Here is a 20,146-nt window from a genome sequence, read left to right on the forward strand (position 1 = left end):
TGGCACGTTCCACCGCTGCGCCGATTTCGGGTGCGGGCGGGCGGCCCTCCGGTGGGCGAACCGCTCCGATCAGGTGACGTATTGCTCGGCCTGGGCGCCGCTGCCGACGGTGATTTCGCCGCTGTCCTCCAGGCGACGGACGGTATCCACCACCGCGCCCTGGGCGGCCTCCACCTCCGACAGCTTCACCGGGCCGAGGTAATCCATCTCCTCCCGCAGCATGTCCGCGGCCCGCTGGGACAGGTTGCCCAGCACCTTGTCCGTCAGCTCCTGCCCGGCCCCCTTCAGGGCGAGCGCCCAGCGGCTGGTGTCGACCTCTTTCAGAAGGGCCTGGATGGCCTTATTGTCCAGCTTGAGCAGGTCGTCGAACACGAACATCAGGCGACGGATCTGATCCGCCAGATCGGCGTCGTCGCGGTCGAGGCTCTCGAGGATGCCCTTGTTCGTCATGCGGTCGGTCACGTTGAGAATCTCGGCGACCCGGGGGGCGCCGCCGGCCTTCTCCAACGTCTGGTCGAAGGTGCTGGTCATCCGGCGCCGTAGGCTGGCCTCGACCTCCTCGACCACGTCCGGGCTGGTCTGCTCCATGCCGGCGACGCGGCGGATCACGTCGATCTGCTTGTCCGGGGTAAGGCCGCTGATCACCTCCGCGGCGAGTCCGGCGGGGAGGTGGGAGAGGATCAGGGCGATCGTCTGCGGGTGCTCCTCGCTCACGAAGGTCAGCAGGTTGTCGGCGCCGGCCTTCTGGAGGAACGAGAAGGGCACGCTGTCGAGGTTCTGCCGCAGGTTCTCCACGACCTCGCGGGCCGCCTCCTCGCCGAGACTCCCGGCCAGCAGTTCTTCCGCCCCCTTCAGGCCGCCCCGCTCGACCTTCACGCGGGCGGCGTGGCGGGTTTCGAACTCCGTGAGCACCGCGGCCTGCTGTTCGGCGGTCACGTCGTCGACCCGAACGATCTCCGCGCTGACCGCCTCCACCGCCCGTTTGGGCAGCAGGGCTAGCACTTTCTGCGCCGCCGCCCGATCCAGCGAGAGCAGCAGCACGGCCGCTTTGCGGGCGTCGTTGAACGAACGAGTCATCGCGGGAGCCGGTCGCTCGGAGAGTCAGAGAGAGTCCATGACCCCCTCGCTCGGGAGTCAGCGGGGAGTCGAAGGAGAGTCAGAGGAGAGTCAGGCGGCGTTACGCAGCCAGGAGTTGAGGACCGCGGCGACGGCTTCCGGGTCGTGGGCGGCCAGTTCCGCGACCCGGTCCCGCTGCGATTTGGGCTGGTCGTCGTCCTCCTCGACCTTCCCGTTGGGGCCGATCCGGCCGGCGACGGCGAGTCGGTCGAGGCGTTCTTCCAGCGCCGCGGGCGGCGCCGGCTCCGGCAGCGTCATGCCCCGGCGGAGCACCAGCAGGCCGACCGCGGCGACCACGCACAGCAGCGCGGTGGAACCCCAGCGGGAGACGAGTTCGCCGACGGACTCCGTCCACGGGATCACGAGCGGCGGGACGTCCGGCTCAATGGGCGTGACCGTGGTGACGTGCACCGCGGTCGCGGGGGAACCGGCGGGGATCAGCGTCGCCACCCGCTCCCGGACCTTCTCCTCCTCGGCGAGGCGAATCGCGTCCACGGCCTGGGCGTACGCCGCTTTGGAGGCCTCGTCCTCGCCGCGCGTGAGCCCGCGACCGGCGGCGACCGCGTCGTGGTAGCTCTCCGGGATGGAGACCGCGACCCGCACGGCCTCCGGCTTGGCGGCCCGCAGTTCGCGTTCGCTGGTGGTCCAACTGGGCACCACCCGCATGGCGGAATCCGACTGTTCGTCCCGGGTCTCGGTCAGCGGGCCGCCGACCGAGACGCTGCCCGGCTGGTTGCTCGCCACGCCCGGCTCCCCCTGCGGGGGCGTCTGGTTCGACGAGCGGTTGCGGGTCGTCTCCGCGGATTCGACCGTCACCGTCTGTTTGGAATCCACGGACTGGCGGCGCTCCACCTCCCGGCGGACGGGGTCCAGATCGACCGAGACGTTCACCAACGCGCCCGGGATGTAGGCGAGCGCCTGGGAGATCGTCTCCCGGTAGCGGCGGGTGTGGGCGGCGACGGCGGCCTGAGTGCGGTCGTCCAGCGGGCCGTTGGCTTCGAACGCGTGCGCGGCGCCGGTGGACTGATCGAGCACGGTGATGTCCTCCTCCGACAGGTCCGGCACCATCCCGGCGACGGCGCTGCGGATGCTCGCCACCCGCTCCGGGGTCAACGCCGTCCCGCGGCGGGGCATCAGGCTGACGGTCGCGGCGGTTTTCTTCTCCCGCCGCGGCCACTCGCCGGATTGCTTGACGCTCCAGAGGACGTCCGCCGATTCAATGTCCTTCACCGCGGCGAGCGTCTTACGGACCTCCTTGCGGAGGGCGATATTCCGCAGGTCGGCCAACTGTTCACGGGAGGTGAACAGCCCGGATTTGTCGAACTGCCGTTCGAACTCGCTGAGCGAATCACCCGGCAGTCGGCCGTCGACCATCAGGGCGGCGTTGTAGGCATCCACCTCGGCGGCGGGGACGAAGATCCGCTGGCCGTGGGTGCGGAAGTCCGTCAGCCCGGCCTCGATAAGGGCCTGTTCGGCGCTGCGGAGTTCGCTCGAGGCGAACACCTTGCCCCAGGAGACCGGCGCCTCGTCCCGGGTCCCGATGTTGCCGGACAACAGCAGGGCGAAGCCCGCCATCAGCGCCAGCGGCACGCCGATCAGCGTCCACCGCCCGCTGGGAGGCAGGTCGCGGGCGAACGCTTTCGCCTTTTCGAAGCTGTCCGACAGGCTGTTCACGCGATTCGTCGCCCCTTCGGACGGGCGGCCGGGCGGGGAGGGGCCCAGGTGCTAGCTCAAACCGGCGCGCGAAGGGAACGGCAGAACCGCCGCGCCGGTCGGCGGGGGCGACGCGGGCTGCGTCACACCGGGATCGACTGCAGTTCCTTCCAGCCTTCCAGCAGTTTGTTGCGGACGGAAATCAGCATCCGCAGCGACAGATCGGCCTTTTTCACGGCGGTGAACACCTCCGCCTGCGTCACGTTCTCCCCGAGCACCGCCCGGGTGGCGGCGGAGTCGGCGGCCTGGGCGTTGGCGTTCACGCCGTTGACCGCGTCCGCCAGCATCGCGGCGAAATCAGGCCCGGCGGCGGGCGCGACGGAACGGCCCGGCGACATGCCGGCGCCGATCCCGCCGGCGGGGGAGAGCCCGTAGGTCGACGTTCCGGGAAACGTCGGCGGCGGGGCGAGGGTGAGGGCGTTCATCAGCCGAGGATCCTCAGGCTCTGTTCGGCGAGCTGTTTGCTCAGTTCCACCGCGGTCACGTTCGCCTCGTAGGCGCGGGCGGCCTCGACCGCGTTGACGAATTCGCTCGTGAGATCCACGTTCGGCAGCATCAGCATGCCGTCGGGTCCGGCGTCGGGGTGGCCGGGGGCGTGCACCGCCCGCAGCGGCGTGGTCTCGTCCGTCTTCACCTCGAACTGCACCCCGGTGGCCGTCCGCGCGCCGGCCTGGGCGGAGCCGTCGCCGGCGAATCCCATGTCCGCCGCGGCGAACTGGACGAACCGCCGCCGGAACGGCTCCGCCTCGCCGGCCTCGTTGCGGGTGGAATTGGCGTTCGCCACGTTCCCCGCGATCGTGTCCAGCCGCGCCCGCTGCGCGACCAGAGCGGTGGTAGAGACGTCGAAGGCTTGGAACATTTCGGATTTCGGATCGGGGAGGTCGGACAGGGGGCGGACGGGACCTTCGGACGAGGGGCGGCCGGACCGGACGACTCACGTCCCGACGTCCGAGATCCGCCGTCCCACACGGAATCACGCCCGTTCGGTGATGGCGGCCTGGAGCATCGCCATCTGGGCGCCCATCAGCTGGATCGCGGCCTGCCGCTGCATCGCGTTGCGGGTGAGGGCGAGAGCCTCGCGCTCGATGCTGCGCGGGGCGCCGTCGTGAAACACGAGATCGCCGCCCGGCCGATCGACCGCGGTCAGCAGTTCGTCCGGCACCCCGCCGGCGAGCGGGTCGCGGGGCGCCTCGGTCAGGCTGGATGCAGCCCCGGGCGTGCGGGCGTGGACGGACTGCCGCAACGCCTCCTGGAAAGCCTGCGGATCGAGGTCCCGCGGGCGGAAGCCGGGCGTGTCGATGTTCGCCAGGTTGCCCGCCAGCACGTTGTGGCGGACCTCCCCCCACACCGCCTGCCGTTCGAGCAGCGGCATCGAGCCGGCGGACAGCAGGGGATCGAACATCGGTCGGGGCAGGTCAGACAGGAGGGAGTGAACGAGGGAACGACGGTCGCCGCGGTCAGCCGCCGAAGCGGTCAACCGGCGACGTCGAGGCGGCGGGGCGACGACGGCGGGTCCGCGGTCCCGCCGTAGGCGCCCTGGGCGGCCGACGCGGAGCCCAGCGCGGACAGTTCGCCGGCCAACTCGTCCCGGCGGGCCGTGGCGAGGGCGAGGGCTTCGCCGTCCGCCTTCAGCAACGCTTCGATGCGGGCGGTGAGGGACGGCGCCCGCGTCGGCCCGGCCGCCCGCAGCAGGTCCGGCAGATCGGCGGCGTCCAGCGCGGACTGCTTCTCGCCCAGCGCCGCGAGCAGCCGATCGTCGTCCCCGGCGGAGAGCGCCTCCGCCTGGACGGCGGTCAGCCGCTCGAGGCGATCCAGCAACCGTTCCGCGGCGTCGGCGGGGTGGAGGGCGGCAGTCATGGGGCGTCCTGGCGGGGGGGAGGCGGGAGGGCGGCGGCGTCCTCGTCGGCGGCCCGGCGGGCGAGCAGAAACAGGCGATTCCATTCCGCACGGCTCAGCGGCGACCGGCCGGCGGCGAGATCGGAGTCCGGCAGGCGGGCGATCGTCAGTCGGGCCTGCTCCACGGCCAGCCGACCGCCGACCTCGTCGCCGACCGCGCGACGGGCGGCGGCCAGATCCAGCAGGGCCGCGACGCTGCGGGGGTTCAGCGGGTCGCGGTCGACCTCCTGCGCGACGGCCACGCCGCCCGCTTCCGTGCGCCCCAACCGGGTGAGGCACTCCGCGGCGCCCAGGCGGGCCAGCCGCAGACGCACCACGTCCGCCGCCGCGGGCGCCGTGTCCGCGTTCGCCCCCCGCAGTTGGCCGGAGACGGTGCGGAAATCCGCGAGGGCCGCGATGAGGTCGGCGGCGGCCCGCTCCTGCCGACGCTTCAGGTTCAGGCTGTCGGTCGGGAGGGGCGCCGCGTCCAGCCGCTGCCAGCGGGCGAGGCGGCACCGCGCCCGTTCCAGCCGGGCACCGACGGCGGCAGGTTCGTTGGGATATCGGGCCAGACATTCGCCCAGCAGGTCGACGGCGTGCGAGAGGCCCGCGTCGGCGGCGTCCCCCTCCCGGGCGTCGGGGGCGGCGATCGGGGGGGCGGCGGCCAGCGCCCGCCGGGCCGTGAGGTCCGCCCGGGCGAACAGGCTCTCCCGCCACTCGGCCGCGGCGGGCGTCAGTTCGGTGTCGCTGAGCACCGCCGTCCAGGCGGCGATCGCCCCGTCGGGATCGCCGGCCTCCAGCGCCGCGGAGCCGATCAACACCCGCGCCGGGGGGGCGGCGGGGTCGGAGGGCAGGTCCTGCACCAGCGATTGCGCCGCGGTGCGGGCGTCGGCGGCCCGGCCGAGATCCATCAGCAGGCGCGCCCGTTCCAGCCGCAGCCCGCCCGGGTCGGGGTCGCTCACCATCGGAATCTGATCCAGTTCCGCCAGCGCCGCGGCCGGCCGCCCCGCACGGCGGAGATGCCGCACCGCGGCGAGGCGGGCAAACCGGCGCAGATCGCGATCCGGCTCCACCGCCGCCCAGGCGGCGTACGCCTCGCCGGCCGCGAAGGCACCGGCGACGTTCGTCGCGGCGGCGTCCAGCACTTCCGCCTTCAAACGCCGGGCCAGCGGAGCGCCCAGCGCGGATTCCACCGTCTCGCAGAGGGCCACACAGTGCTCCGCCCCCCGCGGATCGGCCGCGGCGGTTCGCACCGCCTGTTCGCAGGCCTGCCGCAGTTCCGCCCGCAGATCGCCGGCCGTCCCGCCCTGGGCGTCGGCCCCGGCGTCCACCGCGAGCCTCAGGGCTTCGGACGCCTCTTCGAACCGACCGGCCGCGGTGAGCAACCGCGCCTCGGCCAACCGTGCCGAGAGGCCGTCGGCGGACCGGGGCGCCAACTCCGCGGCGGCCCGGTAGCGGGCGAGGGCCAACAGGCGATCGCCGGAGGCCTCCTCGACCCGGCCGTGCATGTAGAGCGCGTGGAGGTCCCCGAGCAGCGGGAACCGCGGGACCGGCGGGAGGGCCGCGCGGGCGGAGGCCATATCGTCCATCAAGAGGGCCAGCCGAACCGCCAGATCGCCCCCGCGGGCGCCCAGCTGTTGCAGCCCGGCCAACGCGGCGGACGCCGTCGCCGGATCGTTCCGTTCGACGGCGAGCCGGCCGCGGGCGCGCAGCAGGGCGGCGGCGGAGTCCTGATTGGCCGGTGCCTTGACCGCGGCGAGGCGGGCGGCGGCCTCCTCCAGCGTGTCCGGCCGGCCGTCCCGCACGGCGCTGTCCACCAACCCCTGCCAGAGCGGCACGGCGCCGGCGGCCTCCGCCCCGTATTCCTCCCGCAACGCCTGGGCGAAGCGGTCGAAGGCCATGGTCGGCCGACCGGCCCGCAACAGGCTCAGGCCGGAGGCGATCAGCAGCGTGCGGCGGCGGGGCGGGGGAACCCCCTCCCGCTCCGCCCGCACCAGGTACGCCGCGGCGGAGTCGTACTCGCCGCCCGATTCCGCCGCCCGCCCGAACGCTTCCAGGCCCACGATGTAGGCCGCGGCGCCGGGCACGTGCGGCAGGATCGGCGGCGGGCCGGGCGTGACGCCTTTCGCCTCCGGCCTGATGAGGGGCAGGGCCAGGGCGGCGGCGCGCCGCCGGGCGGACAGGTCCTCCGCTTCCTCGCCGTCCGTCGGATCGAGCGGCGGGGGGTGGGCGTCCATCGTCTCCAGCGCTTCCGCCAGACGCTCGGCCGGGGGGCGCACGGTGGGCAGCGCCGCCGACACCGCGTACGCCCCCACCGCGATCGCTCCGGAGAGAACGATCCACGTCGCCGCCGTGGCGGCGCTCGGCGGGCTGGGGCGGGGCAGAGTCAGCGGGGGAGCCCGGCAATCGGGAACGGTCCGAAGCCGGGTGGTGCTAGCGGTCGGCGGGTCCTTCGGTCAACGGCGATTCGTCGCCGGAGGGCCCCCGGCGCCCCGGCCCGGACCGCCCGACGGCGTTCCTTCGCCCCTCGGGGGCGGGGGCGCCAATGCAGAACGGCCCCGCTTCCCAGGGGGAAGCGGGGCCGTCGGAGCGTGACGAGCGAGGGGCGGGCGAGCCGACCCTCAGTCATCGGCCTTCAGTCGCCAGGCTCAGCGAGCCATGCCGTACAGGTTGCCGCGAACGGCGTTGCTGGTCTGACGACGGAAGCGGCTGGGGAAGTAGGCTTCCGGGTCGGTCGGCGGAGCCGGCTCGGCCTCGTAGGCCTTCTCGGCGGCCGGGGCCTGCGGAGCGGCGGCCGGAGCGGCCGGGGCCGGGGCGGCGGCCGGAGCCGGAGCGGCGGCCGGGGCCGGAGCCGGAGCGGCCGGGGCGACGACGGCACGGCCGGCGGCCGGAGCCGGGGCGACGCCGTAGTTCCGCGGGGCGGCGACGGTGCCGCAGCTCGAGGCACAGCAGTCGGTCTCGCAGCAATCGCTCTTGTGGCAGCCGAACAGCTTGCCCAGCAGGCCGCCCTTACGGCTGAAGCAGGACCCGCCGTCGCAGCAATCGGAGCCGCACGGGGCGGCACAGGTAGCGGTCGGGCAGCAGTCGGTCTCGCAGCAGTCGGTCTTGTGGCAACCGAACAGCTTGCTCAGCAGGCCGCCCTTGCGGTTGAAGCAGGACCCGCCGTCGCAGCAATCGGAGCCGCAGCAATCGGAGCCGCAGCAATCGGAGCCGCACGGGGCGGCACAACCCGGATCGACGCAGCAGCCGTTCCCGAGGCCGTTCCCGCAGGGGGCGGCACAGCCGGGATCGACGCAGCAGCCGTTGCCGCAGGCGTCGCCGCAGGGGGCGGCACAGCCGGGATCGACGCAGCAGCCGTTCCCGAGGCCATTGCCGCAGGGGGCGGCGCAGGAGGGGTCTTCGCAGCAGTCAGAGGCACAGGCGACGCCGCAGGGGGCGGCACAGCCGGGATCGACGCAGCACCCGCTGGGGGCACAGCAGCTGGCCGGGGCGCAGCTGGAATCGCAACAGGCCGGCTTGCCGCCGAGGCAGCCGTAGGAGCCGGGGCTGGCACAGCAGGGCGTGCCGACGGCGGGGGCGCAGCACTCGGGCTGGCAGGCAGAGGTGCAATCGCAGCTCTTCTGGCAGCCGTGGCTGAAGATGCCGGCATTGGCCGTGGCGGCCATACCGAGCGCGAGCGCCGCACCGAAACAACGGAGCAGAGTCATTCGAAGGGTCCTTCCCTGGGAAGTTGAGCCCGCGCCGTCTCCGTCCCCGGCCCGACGAACCGCCCCGCCCGCCCGCGTTCTGCGGGACAGATTGCGGGGGACGCGGTCGGCCGGCGAAACCCCGGGTCGAGTTCCGCCGGAACGGCCGGCGAACCGTTCCCGGGTGGGGGGACGGTCGCGTCGGCGGATTCGGCTTCACCCGGTGGGCCGGGGGGGGAGGTGGTGGCGCTGGGGGTTAGTTGAACTGCGGGGCGATTCCATCGCCCCGCCCCCCGAATGCGGGTCCGGGGTGACGGATGAATCGGCGGCGCCGTTCGCCCCTCTTGAAGCGGTCCGACCGTTCAGGGACGGGTTCGACGGAAAGACCCGCATTCATCGCTCACGAAACATTCGCCGACGCCGATTCTCCAGCGCCCTCCCCGGGCCGCGTTTCCACGGCCCCCGCCTCCCTCCCGTCACTTTTTCAGCGTCGTGAGGAACTCGACCAAGTCCACTAATTCCTGCTCGGACATCAGCTTTTGGATGTCCGCCGGCATCAGGGAGACGTCCTGCACGCCGTGCTCCAGCAGGGCGTCCTTGGAGAACGTGCGTTCGATGCCCTCCTGGTCCCTGATCTTGAGCTCCTTATCCGTCTCGCTAATCAGCAGCCCGTTGAAAACGCTGCCGTCCTCCGTGAGCACGGTGTGCGTCTCGTAGTTGTGGCTGACGCCGGCGGAGGGGTACAGGATCGAGGTGTAGAGGGCCTGCCGGCCGAGCTTGTCGCCGATCTCCGTCAGGTCCGGGCCGATCTCCCGGCCGACGCCCTTGATCACGTGGCACTTCGAGCAGGTGCCGGTCGTCATGTAAACCGTCTTGCCGTTCGCCACGTCCCCGCGGGCCTCGGTCAGTTCGGCTAGCGGCGGCAGCGGCTTCTCCCGCCCGGGCGGCGGGGGGAAGACTTTCGCCACGCGGTCGCCCAGATTGTGGTACGTCGAGGCGTGCAGGGTGGCGGCGACGCTCTGCCGCAACTCCTCCGCCAGTTCGCCCTGCTCGGCCCGCTCCAGCAGCAGTTGGGCGCCCTGGCCGATCTGGGCCAGACCGGACGCGGCGGCCTTGCGACGGGCGACGTCCAGATTCTCGTCGTCCATCACCGCGGTGAGAAACTTCACCGCGTCCCCCCGGTGCGTGCGGCCGACGGCGGACAGCAGGCCCTCGGCGAGCGTCCGATCCTCGCCCCAGACGACCGTGCTGACGTCCTTCCACATTCCCCGTTCGATCAGCAGACCCGCCGCCTCGACGCCGGCGGTCTCGGTCGGCTGCGTACCGGCCAGTTCGATCAGGGCGTCGGCGTGGCCCTGGATGCGGAAGGTCCGCAGCAGTTCGACGAACTGTGGGGTGCCCCGCACCTCGTCCAGCACGCGCTCGATGCCTTCCTTGATGCGTCCTTCGTCGGCGCCGCCGGCCTCCTTCAGGCGGAGCAGGGCGGCGAGCCGCACCAGCGTCGCCCGGTCCTCCGGCAGTTCGTCCGCGAAGGCCAACCGCTGGAGGGCGGCCCGTTTCTGTTCGGAGTTCGCCTGGAAGTCGAACGCCCGCACCCACCGCGGGGCCTCCTCGCCGGAGACGCGTGCGGGATCGAGCAGCGCCTCGGCCAGCAGGGCCGGCGTCTGCTTCGCACGGCTCCGCCAAATGACCTGCTTCGCCGCGTCGGCCTCCGGGGAGGTCGCCAGATAGGCGTCGAGGCAGGCGTCCCACTTACCCTCGGCGGCGAGGCCGAGCGTTTCCAGCATCCAGCGGTCGGTGAGGTCGGCCCGCTGGGCGAGGGCCGCCCACAGCTGCGCGGCGGTCACCCCCGCCACGTCGGCGTCCGCCGGGACGCCCCGCAGGGCCACGGCGGCCTCCCGCCACAGGGCGGGGGCGTCGAGGCGGTCGGTCCGAAGCACGCCCACCACCAGGCGGGCGAGCCGGTTCTTGATGCCCTCCTCGGTGCGAACGTCGGTCGCTTCGCAGAGCAGGCGCAGGCCGGCGGCGCGGATTGCTTCATCTTCGATCCCGATCGCCTCGTCCGCCACCCGCAGCGGACTGATCAGCTGCGCCAGAGCCCACATCGCCCGGGCCCGCAGGTGAGCGGGAGCAGCCTGATCGCGGAATTGCGCCCGCACCGGTTCCACCGCGTCTTCGCCCATCCCGGCGAGCGCCGTGAAGCCCTGATAGCGGGCGTCGAGGTTCGGACTGTTCAACGCGGCGAGCGCCCCCGCGGGGGTGGAGAGGTCGAGGACCGGCGCCATATAGGTCTTCTCCGAACCCGTCGGCCGCAGGCGGAACAGGCGACCGCGGGTGACGTCGTCCATCCGGTGGCCGCCGACGCCGGGGTCGTACCAGTCGGCGACGATCAGGCTGCCGTCCGGGGCGACGGTGACGTCGGAGGGGCGGAACCAGCGATCGTTCTCGCCGGTCAGGAGGTCCTTCTGCTCCGCGGAGAAGCCGGCGCCGTCGGGCTTGAGGAAGTAGGCCCGCACGGCGTTGGGGCCGGCGTCGCAGTGGAGCAGGGCGCCGCGGTACTCCGGCGGTAACAGATCGCCTTCATAGACGGCGATGCCCGTGGGGCTGCCGGCGCCGCTCTGATAGAGGTTCGGCATCACGCCGGGATCGTTCAGATGCCAGTGCCGCAGGGGCACGTCGCGGTGCATCCCCGGCCGCTCGTCCCGCCAGCCGCCGCCGGTGAACTCGTCCCGGTAGCCGTAGTTGCCGAAGGGGATGACGAGGTTCAGCCGGGTGGCGGCGTTGCCGTCGTCGTCGTTGTCGGACTGCCAGACGCGGCCGAAGCTGTCGACGGTCAGTTCCCAGTTATTGCGGAAGTTCCAGCCGAGCGTCTCCACGTTGCTGCCGTCCAGGTCGCAGCGGAACGCCATGCCCTCCTGATAAGGCTGCCGGTTGGCGGCGACGACGTTGCCGGCGAGGTCCACCACCGGCGAGCCGTCCGGCCGCCGGAGCTGTTTACCCTCGTTGCCAAAGTTGAAATACAGCTTGCCGTCCGGGCCGAACAGGACGCTGTGCACCCCGTGATCGTGCTGCACGCCGCTAATCCCGGTGAACAGGACCCGGCGGCTGCCCTCGTCGGCCTGCAGGTCGCCGTCGGCGTCCTTGAAGGTGAGGATGTTCTCGCCGGCGGAGACGATCACCGTCTCGCCCAGCACGCAGACGCCGTGGGCGCTGTCGATCTCCGGGTGCTGATAGAAGACCGTCTTCTGATCGAGTTCGCCGTCGCCGTCCGAGTCCTCCAATACGAGGATGCGGTCGCCGGCCTCGCGGGGTGCGCTGTCCGTGTTGCGGAACTGGCGGTAGTTGACGACTTCGCAAACCCACACCCGGCCGTGGGCGTCCACGTCGATGTTGCTGGGGGAGAGCAACATCGGCTCCGCGGCGAACAGGTCGACGGCGAGGTCGTCGGCGACCGTGAGGTTCTGCAGTTCCGCCTTGGCGGAGCGGGTGGGGTCCTGGATCTCCTCGTCCAACCCCTCTCCGCCGGCGTAAACGACGAACTGCACGCTGCTGGCCGTCCCCCCAGCCTGATCGGTCCCGCCGTCCTCCAGCGCCCCGCGGGCGGTAAACGTCGTGTAGCCCTCCGGCAATTCGAACACGATCCGGCTACGGGCGTGCGTGCCAATGCCGTGGACCGGCTTGCCGTCGACGGTCAGTTCGCCCCCGTTTGGATCGCGGTCGACCGCGGTGACGCCCCAGCCCTGCTCGGCGGATTTCCACTTCAGGTCGGTCAGCTTCAGCGTGCCCGCCGGGCCGGTGAGCGTCGGCTTGACCCAGACGGCCCAATCGGCGGTGAAGCCGTCCCCGCCCTCGGTCACGATCAGCGCCAACCGTTCGGCGCCGGTCACGTCGACGGAGATCGGGACGCTGCGACCGGGGGTCGCGGCGGTGACGACGGGACTGCTGACGACCTCCGGCTCGGCCGGTTCCTCAGCCGACAGCGGGGCGCCGCCGGCGGTCAGGAGGAGCGCCCCCCCGACGAGGGCGGCGAACGGAGTGCGACGGGGTTCAGGCATGTCGGCGAGAGGATCGCGAGGCAGGTCGAGTGGGCGGGAGCGGCAGTATAAGCCCGATGCCAGATCAATCGCTCGTCTCCGATCCGTCCGGGGACCGCTGGGCATTAAGCCGTTGGGCGTCGAAGGGGGGCCGCGGCGGCAGGCAGGCGACGGACGACCGCCCGCCACCGCAGCGCGTACAGCGGCACGCCGACCAACATGATCGCCCCGGAGAAGCCCCACGCCACGCCGATCGCGCCGTACCGCGGACCGAGCGTCCACGTCGCCAGCCCCACCGCCGCCCACATCCCGACCGCCGGCGCCACGAACGCCTCCGCCCGCCACGCCCGCAAGTAGCCCGCCAAACTGAGGGGCACATGCAGGGCGACGCTGCCGGCGACGAGTGCGCCGAAGGCCGCGGGCGGGAGCAACCGCTCCGCCAACGGCACGCCCCAGAGGTTCAACGCCCACACCAACGCCGTCCCCGCGACGGCCCCCGCGGCGACCGCCGCCCAACTGGCCAGAAACGTTCGGGCGAACAAGCAGTCGAAGCCGGCTCGATCCTGCTTCGCCGCCAGCGCCCCCAGCCGCGGCGCCCGGGTGTTCAGCCAGGCGGTCCCGCCGTATTGCAGGGCCAATGCGGCGGACCAACTCATCCCCAGCCGGCCCGCCTCGCCGGCGCCGAGGAGGTCCCGGTGGCGAAACAGGACGAGGGTGAGCCCCGCCGCCGCCGCTGCGGCGGCGGAACTTTGGACCGCGGCCCGCCACTGCATCGGCCAGACGTCCACCCGCCAGCAGAACGCGGCGGCGTCGTCCCCGGCCAAGGTTCGCAGGAGCGGCCAGGAGCGGACGATCAGCGCCGCCTCGATCGCCAGCCGTCCGGCGCACGCCGCCGCGACCGCCCACAGCGATCCGCCGAACAGCATTACGGCCCAGGCGCCGACGTTCGCGGCGACGGCGGCCAGCGTCTGGGTACGCGTCACCGGGCCGACCTGCCCGCAGCCGGTCAGCACCGCCAACGCCGGGGCGACGGCGACCGAACCGGCCGTGCAGACCGCCGCCGTCCACCACGGCCCCGCCCACGCCGCCTTCAACCCGGACGCGACGTCGGCGCCCGACAGGCTCCAGGCCCCGAAGGCGCCCACCCCGACCGCGAACGCGGCGGAGCTGAGCGCCGCCCAACGACCGGCGAACCGCGTCAGCCCGGTCAGCCGACGAGCGGACGAACCGACCGTATCGTCCGCGAACGCGTGAGCCGTTAGGGCGACGAGCACCTCGCTCAGCCCCAGCCGGCAGAGGGCGTCCAACCCCAGCAGGCCGGCGATCGTGTAATAGTAGTCCTGCTCCGTCTCCGAGAACCGATCCGCGATCAGCAGGGCGGTGATCGGCGCCGCGACGATCTGCCAGAACCGAACCCCCAGCGCCCAAGCCACGGTCGCATCGAACTCCGCACGGGCGGCGAGGCGGGCGGCGAAGCGGGCGGGCGGCGGCATCGCCCCCAGACTCGCCGGAACGACCGCCGCCGAACAGGACGCGGCGTTCCCGGCGGAACCGCTGTCCTTCCGCACCGCTGAGGCCGGCGGCGTGATCCTCCGCTGAGGCCCCGCAGACGGCCCGCGACGGGGTGCCGCAGGCGTCCCCGGCAGACGGCGCCGATCGCGAGGGTGGGGCGGGTCGGGCGGTCCACCGGGGCTCCCGGATGCGGCGGATCACCGCCGGCGGGGCCGGGCGGTTGATCGCCGGGGGATCGGCTCCTACGCTACCCGCTGCCGGAGGCGATACTGCGCCTCCGTCGACATAACCGAACCCCGATCTTTCCCTCCTTCCCGCCCCCGCTCCGCACCGTCCGTGCTCATTCGAGAGGCCGAAATCTTTCGTGAGGTCGCCTCCCGGCGGAGTTTCTCCCGGGCGGCGGAGGTGCTGAATATGTCCCAGCCGGCGGTTTCCCAGACGGTGGGGAACCTCGAGAAGCGGCTGGGGGTGAAGTTGCTCGATCGCTCGACGCGGCCGTGCTGCCTCACGGAGCCGGGCCGGGTGCTGCTGGAAGGTTGCCGCGATCTGCTGGACGGCTTCCGGGAGCTGGAGGACCGCGTGAAGGGTGTCGCTGGCCGCGTCAGCGGGCGGCTGTGCGTCTCGAGCATCTACTCCGTCGGTCTGCTGCAGGCCCCGACGGTGGAGGAGTTCGCCCGGCTGTATCCGGACGTGGTCCTTCGGCTGGAGTACGGCCACCCGGACGACGTGTACGACGCCGTCGGCAGCGACGAGGCGGAACTGGGCCTCGTCTCCTTCCCCCGGGGCGGCGGGTCGTTCGAGAGCATCCCCTGGCAGCGCGAACCGATCGTGCTCGCCACGCGGATCGGCCACCCGCTCGCCGAGGGCGGGTCGGTCAAACCCTCCCGCCTGGCGGGGGAACCGCTGGTCGCCCTGCAAACGCGGTTGAAGTTGCGGCGGCAGTCGGACCGCTGGCTGAAGAGCGTCGGGGTGGACCCCGAGATTAGCTACGAGTTCGACAATCTGGAGACCGTGAAGCGAGCCGTCGAAGCCGGCGCCGGCGTGGCGCTGGTGCCCGAACCGACGATTCGCCGCGAGGTCAGCCTCGGCACCCTGGCGACGGCGACGCTGGAGGGGGTGGACTGGATCCGCCCGCTGGGCATCGTGCGGCGTCGACGGCGACCGCTGAGCGCCGCCGCCAAGGCGTTCTGCGATCTACTACTGGAAACCGCGGCGGAGCCGAAAGCCCCGGACGGAAACGGGGAACCCGGCCGGGCCCAGACGGCCCACCCGCCCGCAGCCCGCTCCAAACGCATGGCAGAGCGGGACGCCGAAGTCGCAGTCGCCGGCTAACCGAGCCCGGCCCCGACCGCGTCCGCCGCCCGTCCCGCCCCCGTCCCGGGGGAGCGGCCCCCCGGCCGCCCCCGTCTTTCCGATCACCTTCCGATCGTCCGTCGGATTTCTCTTATGAACGCTCCCTCGATGACCCAGTTCCCCGCCCGTCACCAGGAAGGCCGCTTCCCGGAGCGGCAGGGTCTGTACGACCCGGCGCTGGAGCACGACAGCTGCGGCGTCGGCTTCGTGGCGCACATCAAGGGCCAACGCTCGCACGGCATCGTCACCGACGCCGACCGCATCCTGCGTCACATGACGCACCGAGGCGCCTGCGGGTGCGAGGAGAACACCGGCGACGGCGCCGGCATGCTGACCGCGCTGCCGCACGAGTTCCTCGCCCGCGTCGCCGGCGAGGAGGGCTTCTCCCTGCCCGAGCCGGGCCGCTACGCCGCCGGCAACGTCTTCCTGCCCCGCGATCCCCAGCAGCGCGAGCGGGCCAAGAAAACGCTGGAAGAGCGGGTCGCCGCCTACGGGCAGACGCTGCTCGGCTGGCGGGAGCTGCCGATCGACCCCGAGGGCGCCGACGTCGGCCCGTCCGCCCGGGCCTGCATGCCGCACATCGAACAGGTGTTCGTCGCCGCCGGCGAGAACGTCGTCAAGAATGGCGATCTGAACGAGGGCGCCTTCGACCGGGCCCTGTTCCTCATCCGCAAAAGCGTCTCCCGCATGGTGCGGGAGGAGAGCGGGATGCCGGAGGCGCTGCTGTTTTACGTGTGCAGCCTGAACGCCCGCACGATCGTCTACAAAGGCATGCTGACCCCGGAACAGGTCATGCCGATGTACCCGGACCTCGCCGCCGAGGACTACACCACGCACCTGGCGATGGTGCACAGCCGGTTCAGCACGAACACCTTCCCCAGCTGGGACCGCGCCCAGCCGCTGCGGAACATCGCCCACAACGGCGAGATCAACACCCTCCGCGGCAACCGCAACTGGATGGCGGCCCGGCAGGGGCAGCTTCAGAGCGAGTTCTTCGACGGCAAACTGGCCGATTCGTTCCCGATCTGCGAGGAGCACCTCTCCGACAGCGGGAACTTCGACAACTGCCTCGAACTGCTGCTCCGCAGCGGTCGCAGCCCGCAGGAGGCGATCATGCTGATGATCCCCGAGGCGTGGCAGAACCACGAACAGATGCCCGAGGAGAAGCGGGCCTTTTACGAGTATCACAGCGCCCTGATGGAGCCGTGGGACGGCCCGGCCAGCGTCTCGTTTACCGACGGCCACGTGATCGGCGCCGTGCTGGACCGCAACGGCCTGCGGCCCAGCCGCTACTACGTCACCCACGACGACCGCGTGGTGATGGCCTCCGAGGTCGGCGTGCTGGACGTCGCCCCGGAGAACGTCAAGGAGAAGGGCCGCCTCAAGCCGGGCCGCATGTTCCTCGTCAACTTCGACGAGGGCCGCATCGTGCCGGACAAAGAACTGAAGATGAACGCCGCCGAGCGGCGCCCCTACGGCGAGTGGTTGCGCGAGCAGCGGCTTGAGTTGAGCGAGCTGCCTGCCGCGACGGCGCCGCCCGCCCGCAGCGGGGAGCGGCTGTTCAAGCGCCTCCGCAGCTTCGGGTACAGCGAGGAGACGCTGCGGTTCATGTTGCTCCCGTTGATCCGGGCGAAGAAGGACCCGATCGGTTCGATGGGCGACGACGCGGCCCTCGCCTGCCTGTCGGAGCAGCCCCGGCTGGTGCCGGACTACTTCAAGCAGCTGTTCGCCCAGGTGACGAACCCGGCGATCGACTCCATCCGGGAGGAGATCGTGATGAGCCTGGAGTGCTTCGTCGGCCCGGAGGGCAACCTCCTGAACACCACGCCGGAGCAGTGCCACCGCCTGCGGGTGCCGCACCCGGTGCTGACCAACGAACAGACGGCGGCCCTGAAGGGACTGGGCGACAACCCGCACCGCGGCTGGTCGTCGCGGGTGGCGGACTTCACGTTCGCCAAGCCGGAGGACCCGCGGGACGCGGAGCGGCTGCTGATCGAGACCTTGGACGCCCTCTGCGCCGAGGCCGACGCCGCCATCGAGGCCGGCCAGGCCCTGCTGATCCTCAGCGACCGGGCCGCGGGGTCTGACCGCGTCGCCGTGCCGGCCCTGCTGGCGGCGGGAGCGGTGCACCAACACCTCATCCGCACGGAGAGCCGCACCAAGCTGGGGCTGATCCTCGAAAGCGGCGAGACCCGCGAGGTGCACCACTTCTGCACGCTGGTCGGCTACGGCGCCGACGCGATCAACCCGTACCTCGCCTTCGCCGCGATTCGCCACGCCCGCGACGGGGGCTCGCTGGCGGAGCACGAGAGCAGCGGCAAGCCCTGGACCGACGACGAAATCGTCGCCGCCTTTCGCAAGGGCGTGGGCAAGGGGATGCTGAAGGTTTTCGCGAAGATGGGCATCAGCACCCTGCAGAGCTACAAGGGCGCCCAGATCTTCGAGGCGTTGGGCCTCGGGCAGGAGGTCATCGACCGCTGCTTCACCGGCACGCCGAGCCGCATCAAGGGCATCGGCTTCGACCGCCTCGCCCTGGACGCGATGCAGCGGCACGACCTCGGCTACCCGTCCGCCGCCGCGACCCGCGGGGACGACTACGACCCGGTCGACCTGCCCAACCCCGGCACCTACGCCTGGCGGGCCGAGGGCGAGAAGCACGCCTGGACGCCGCAGACCATCGCCGCGGTGCAGAACGCCGCCCGCACCGGCGACAAGGACGCCTACAAGCAGTTCGCCGCCATGGTGAACGAGCGGGTGGCGAAGGACTGCAACCTCCGCGGCCTGGTCCGCTTCCGCACCGAGGACGCGGAACCGATCGACCTGGACTCGGTCGAGCCGGCCAGCGAGATCGTCAAGCGGTTCTGCACCGGCGCCATGAGCTACGGCAGCATCTCCGCCGAAGCCCACGAGACGCTCGCGGTGGCGATGAACCGCCTCGGCGGGAAGTCGAACACCGGCGAGGGCGGCGAGAACCCGGAACGGTTCAACCCGCTGCCCAACGGCGACACCAAGCGCTCCGCGATCAAGCAGGTCGCCAGCGGCCGGTTCGGCGTGACGAGCTGGTACCTCACCAACGCCGACGAGATCCAAATCAAGATCTCCCAGGGCGCCAAGCCCGGCGAGGGCGGGGAACTGCCCGGCCATAAGGTGGACAAGATCATCGCCTCCGTCCGGCACAGCACGCCGGGCGTGGGCCTGATCTCCCCGCCGCCCCACCACGACATTTACTCCATCGAGGACCTGTCGCAGCTCATCTTCGACCTGAAGAACGCCAACCCCGGCGCCCGCATCAGCGTGAAGCTGGTGTCCGAGGTGGGCGTGGGCACCGTCGCCGCGGGCGTCGCCAAGGGGCACGCGGACAACATCCTCGTCTCCGGGGCCAGCGGCGGCACCGGCGCCAGCCCGCTCACCAGCATTAAACACGCCGGTCTGCCGTGGGAGCTGGGCATCGCCGAGACCCACCAGACCCTCGTGATGAACGGCCTCCGCGACCGCGTGCGGTTGCAGACGGACGGGCAGCTCAAGACCGGCCGGGACGTCGCCGTCGCCTGCCTGCTGGGGGCCGAGGAGTTCGGCTTCAGCACCGCCCCGCTGATCACGCTGGGCTGCATCATGATGCGGAAGTGCCACCTCAACACCTGCCCGGTGGGCATCGCCACGCAGGACCCGGCCCTTCGAAAGATGTTCCGCGGCCAGCCGGAGCACGTGGTGAACTACCTGTTCGCCGTCGCTGAGGAATGCCGGGAGATCATGGCGTCGCTGGGCTTCCGGACGATCGACGAGATGGTCGGCCGGGCCGACCTGCTCGCCCCGGACCTGCCGGTCGGTCACCCCAAGGCCGGTCAGCTCGACCTCACCCCGATCCTGCGGAAGGCGACCAGTGACTACCAGAACGCGGGCACCTTCTGCACCGTGGACCAGAAGCACGAACTGGACCTGGTGAAGGACCGGCAACTCATCAAGGACGCCGCCCCCGCCCTGAAGGACGGCACGCCGGTGGAGCTGAAGTACACGATCGAAAACATCGACCGCGCCTTCGGCACGATGCTCTCCCATGAGGTCTCCAAGGCCCACGGCGCGAATGGGCTGCCGGACGACACGATCAAGCTGCACTGCACCGGCTCCGCCGGGCAGAGCCTCGGCGCCTGGTTGGCGCAGGGGGTGACGATCGAGGTCACCGGCGACGCCAACGACTACGTCGGCAAGGGCCTGTCCGGCGGGCGGATCGTCCTGCGGCCGCCCGCGAACTGCGGCTTCGACCCGGCGGAGAACATGATCCTCGGCAACGTCGCCCTGTACGGGGCGACGAGCGGGGAACTGTTCGCCCGCGGCGTCGCCGCCGAGCGGTTCTGCGTCCGCAACAGCGGCGCCAGCGCCGTCGTCGAGGGCTGCGGCGATCACGGCTGCGAATACATGACCGGCGGCCGGGCAGTGATCCTCGGGGAGACCGGCCGCAACTTCGCCGCCGGGATGAGCGGCGGCATCGCCTACGTGCTCGACCCCAACGAGACACTGCTGGCGAAGACGAACCTCGCCACCGTGGAACTCGAACCGGTCGAGGGCGGCGACGCCGACGAACTGAAGGCCCTGATCGAACGGCACGTGGCGCTGACGGACAGCGCCCGCGGCGCCGAACTGCTGAAGGACTGGAACGCCGCGCGGAAGAACTTCCGCAAGGTGATGCCGGTCGACTACCGCCGGGCGCTGGCCGAGCTGGCGTCCGAGGGCGACGAGGCCGGGATGGCCGCGGCGTCCGCCGGCGAGACCGTCACCCCGGTCGTCGCCGCCTGACGAAGCCCGCGCCCCGGAGCGTCCCGGACGCCTGAAGCGTCCGGGACGCTCGCTCCCCCGCCTCGC

12 protein-coding genes are annotated in these 20,146 nt (G+C 71.9%); 2 read left to right on the forward strand and 10 right to left on the reverse strand.

Annotated elements, in window-relative coordinates; all coding sequences use genetic code 11:
• Positions 1-69 precede the first annotated feature (69 nt).
• The 10 genes from fliG to CA12_RS18705 form a co-directional block, all read right to left on the reverse strand.
• Positions 70-1,077, reverse strand: coding sequence for a flagellar motor switch protein FliG (gene fliG, locus CA12_RS18660; RefSeq protein WP_145360555.1), 1,008 nt, complete (start codon positions 1,075-1,077; stop codon positions 70-72).
• A gap of 90 nt (positions 1,078-1,167) precedes the next feature.
• On the reverse strand, positions 1,168-2,790 hold the full coding sequence (locus CA12_RS18665) for a hypothetical protein (RefSeq protein ID WP_145360557.1): 1,623 nt from the start codon (positions 2,788-2,790) through the stop codon (positions 1,168-1,170).
• 122 nt (positions 2,791-2,912) lie between these two features.
• Positions 2,913-3,254: a flagellar hook-basal body complex protein FliE gene (locus CA12_RS18670; RefSeq protein ID WP_145360559.1), complete on the reverse strand. Its 342-nt coding sequence runs from the start codon at positions 3,252-3,254 to the stop codon at positions 2,913-2,915.
• Entirely contained in the window at positions 3,254-3,688 is a 435-nt protein-coding gene (flgC, locus tag CA12_RS18675) for a flagellar basal body rod protein FlgC (RefSeq protein WP_145360561.1), read from the reverse strand. The genes CA12_RS18670 and flgC overlap by 1 nt, the downstream gene beginning before the upstream one ends.
• 114 nt (positions 3,689-3,802) lie before the next feature.
• Complete coding sequence (locus tag CA12_RS18680; RefSeq protein WP_145360563.1) at positions 3,803-4,231, reverse strand: flagellar basal body rod protein FlgB; 429 nt, start codon at positions 4,229-4,231, stop codon at positions 3,803-3,805.
• Positions 4,232-4,302: 71 nt separating this feature from the next.
• Positions 4,303-4,686 carry a hypothetical protein gene (locus CA12_RS18685; RefSeq protein WP_145360565.1) on the reverse strand — a complete coding sequence of 128 codons (384 nt, stop codon included), beginning with the start codon at positions 4,684-4,686 and terminating at the stop codon, positions 4,303-4,305.
• On the reverse strand, positions 4,683-7,019 hold the full coding sequence (locus CA12_RS18690) for a hypothetical protein (protein ID WP_165700860.1): 2,337 nt from the start codon (positions 7,017-7,019) through the stop codon (positions 4,683-4,685). The genes CA12_RS18685 and CA12_RS18690 overlap by 4 nt, the downstream gene beginning before the upstream one ends.
• 333 nt (positions 7,020-7,352) lie before the next feature.
• Positions 7,353-8,411 carry a hypothetical protein gene (locus tag CA12_RS22630; RefSeq protein ID WP_207622042.1) on the reverse strand — a complete coding sequence of 353 codons (1,059 nt, stop codon included), beginning with the start codon at positions 8,409-8,411 and terminating at the stop codon, positions 7,353-7,355.
• A gap of 455 nt (positions 8,412-8,866) precedes the next feature.
• On the reverse strand, positions 8,867-12,445 hold the full coding sequence (locus tag CA12_RS18700; protein ID WP_165700861.1) for a PVC-type heme-binding CxxCH protein: 3,579 nt from the start codon (positions 12,443-12,445) through the stop codon (positions 8,867-8,869).
• Positions 12,446-12,549: 104 nt separating this feature from the next.
• Positions 12,550-13,917, reverse strand: coding sequence for a hypothetical protein (locus tag CA12_RS18705; RefSeq protein WP_145360570.1), 1,368 nt, complete (start codon positions 13,915-13,917; stop codon positions 12,550-12,552).
• Positions 13,918-14,272: 355 nt separating this feature from the next.
• Between CA12_RS18705 and CA12_RS18710 the strand changes: the two genes are divergently transcribed.
• Together CA12_RS18710 and gltB are read left to right on the forward strand one after the other, a co-directional pair.
• Positions 14,273-15,268: a LysR family transcriptional regulator gene (locus CA12_RS18710; protein WP_145360572.1), complete on the forward strand. Its 996-nt coding sequence runs from the start codon at positions 14,273-14,275 to the stop codon at positions 15,266-15,268.
• A gap of 129 nt (positions 15,269-15,397) precedes the next feature.
• A complete protein-coding gene (gene gltB, locus CA12_RS18715; protein WP_145361656.1) occupies positions 15,398-20,080 on the forward strand; it encodes a glutamate synthase large subunit in 4,683 nt (1,560 codons plus the stop codon).
• The last annotated feature ends 66 nt before the right edge of the window (positions 20,081-20,146 follow it).

Source organism: Alienimonas californiensis (assembly GCF_007743815.1).
Taxonomy (GTDB): Bacteria; Planctomycetota; Planctomycetia; order Planctomycetales; family Planctomycetaceae; genus Alienimonas; species Alienimonas californiensis.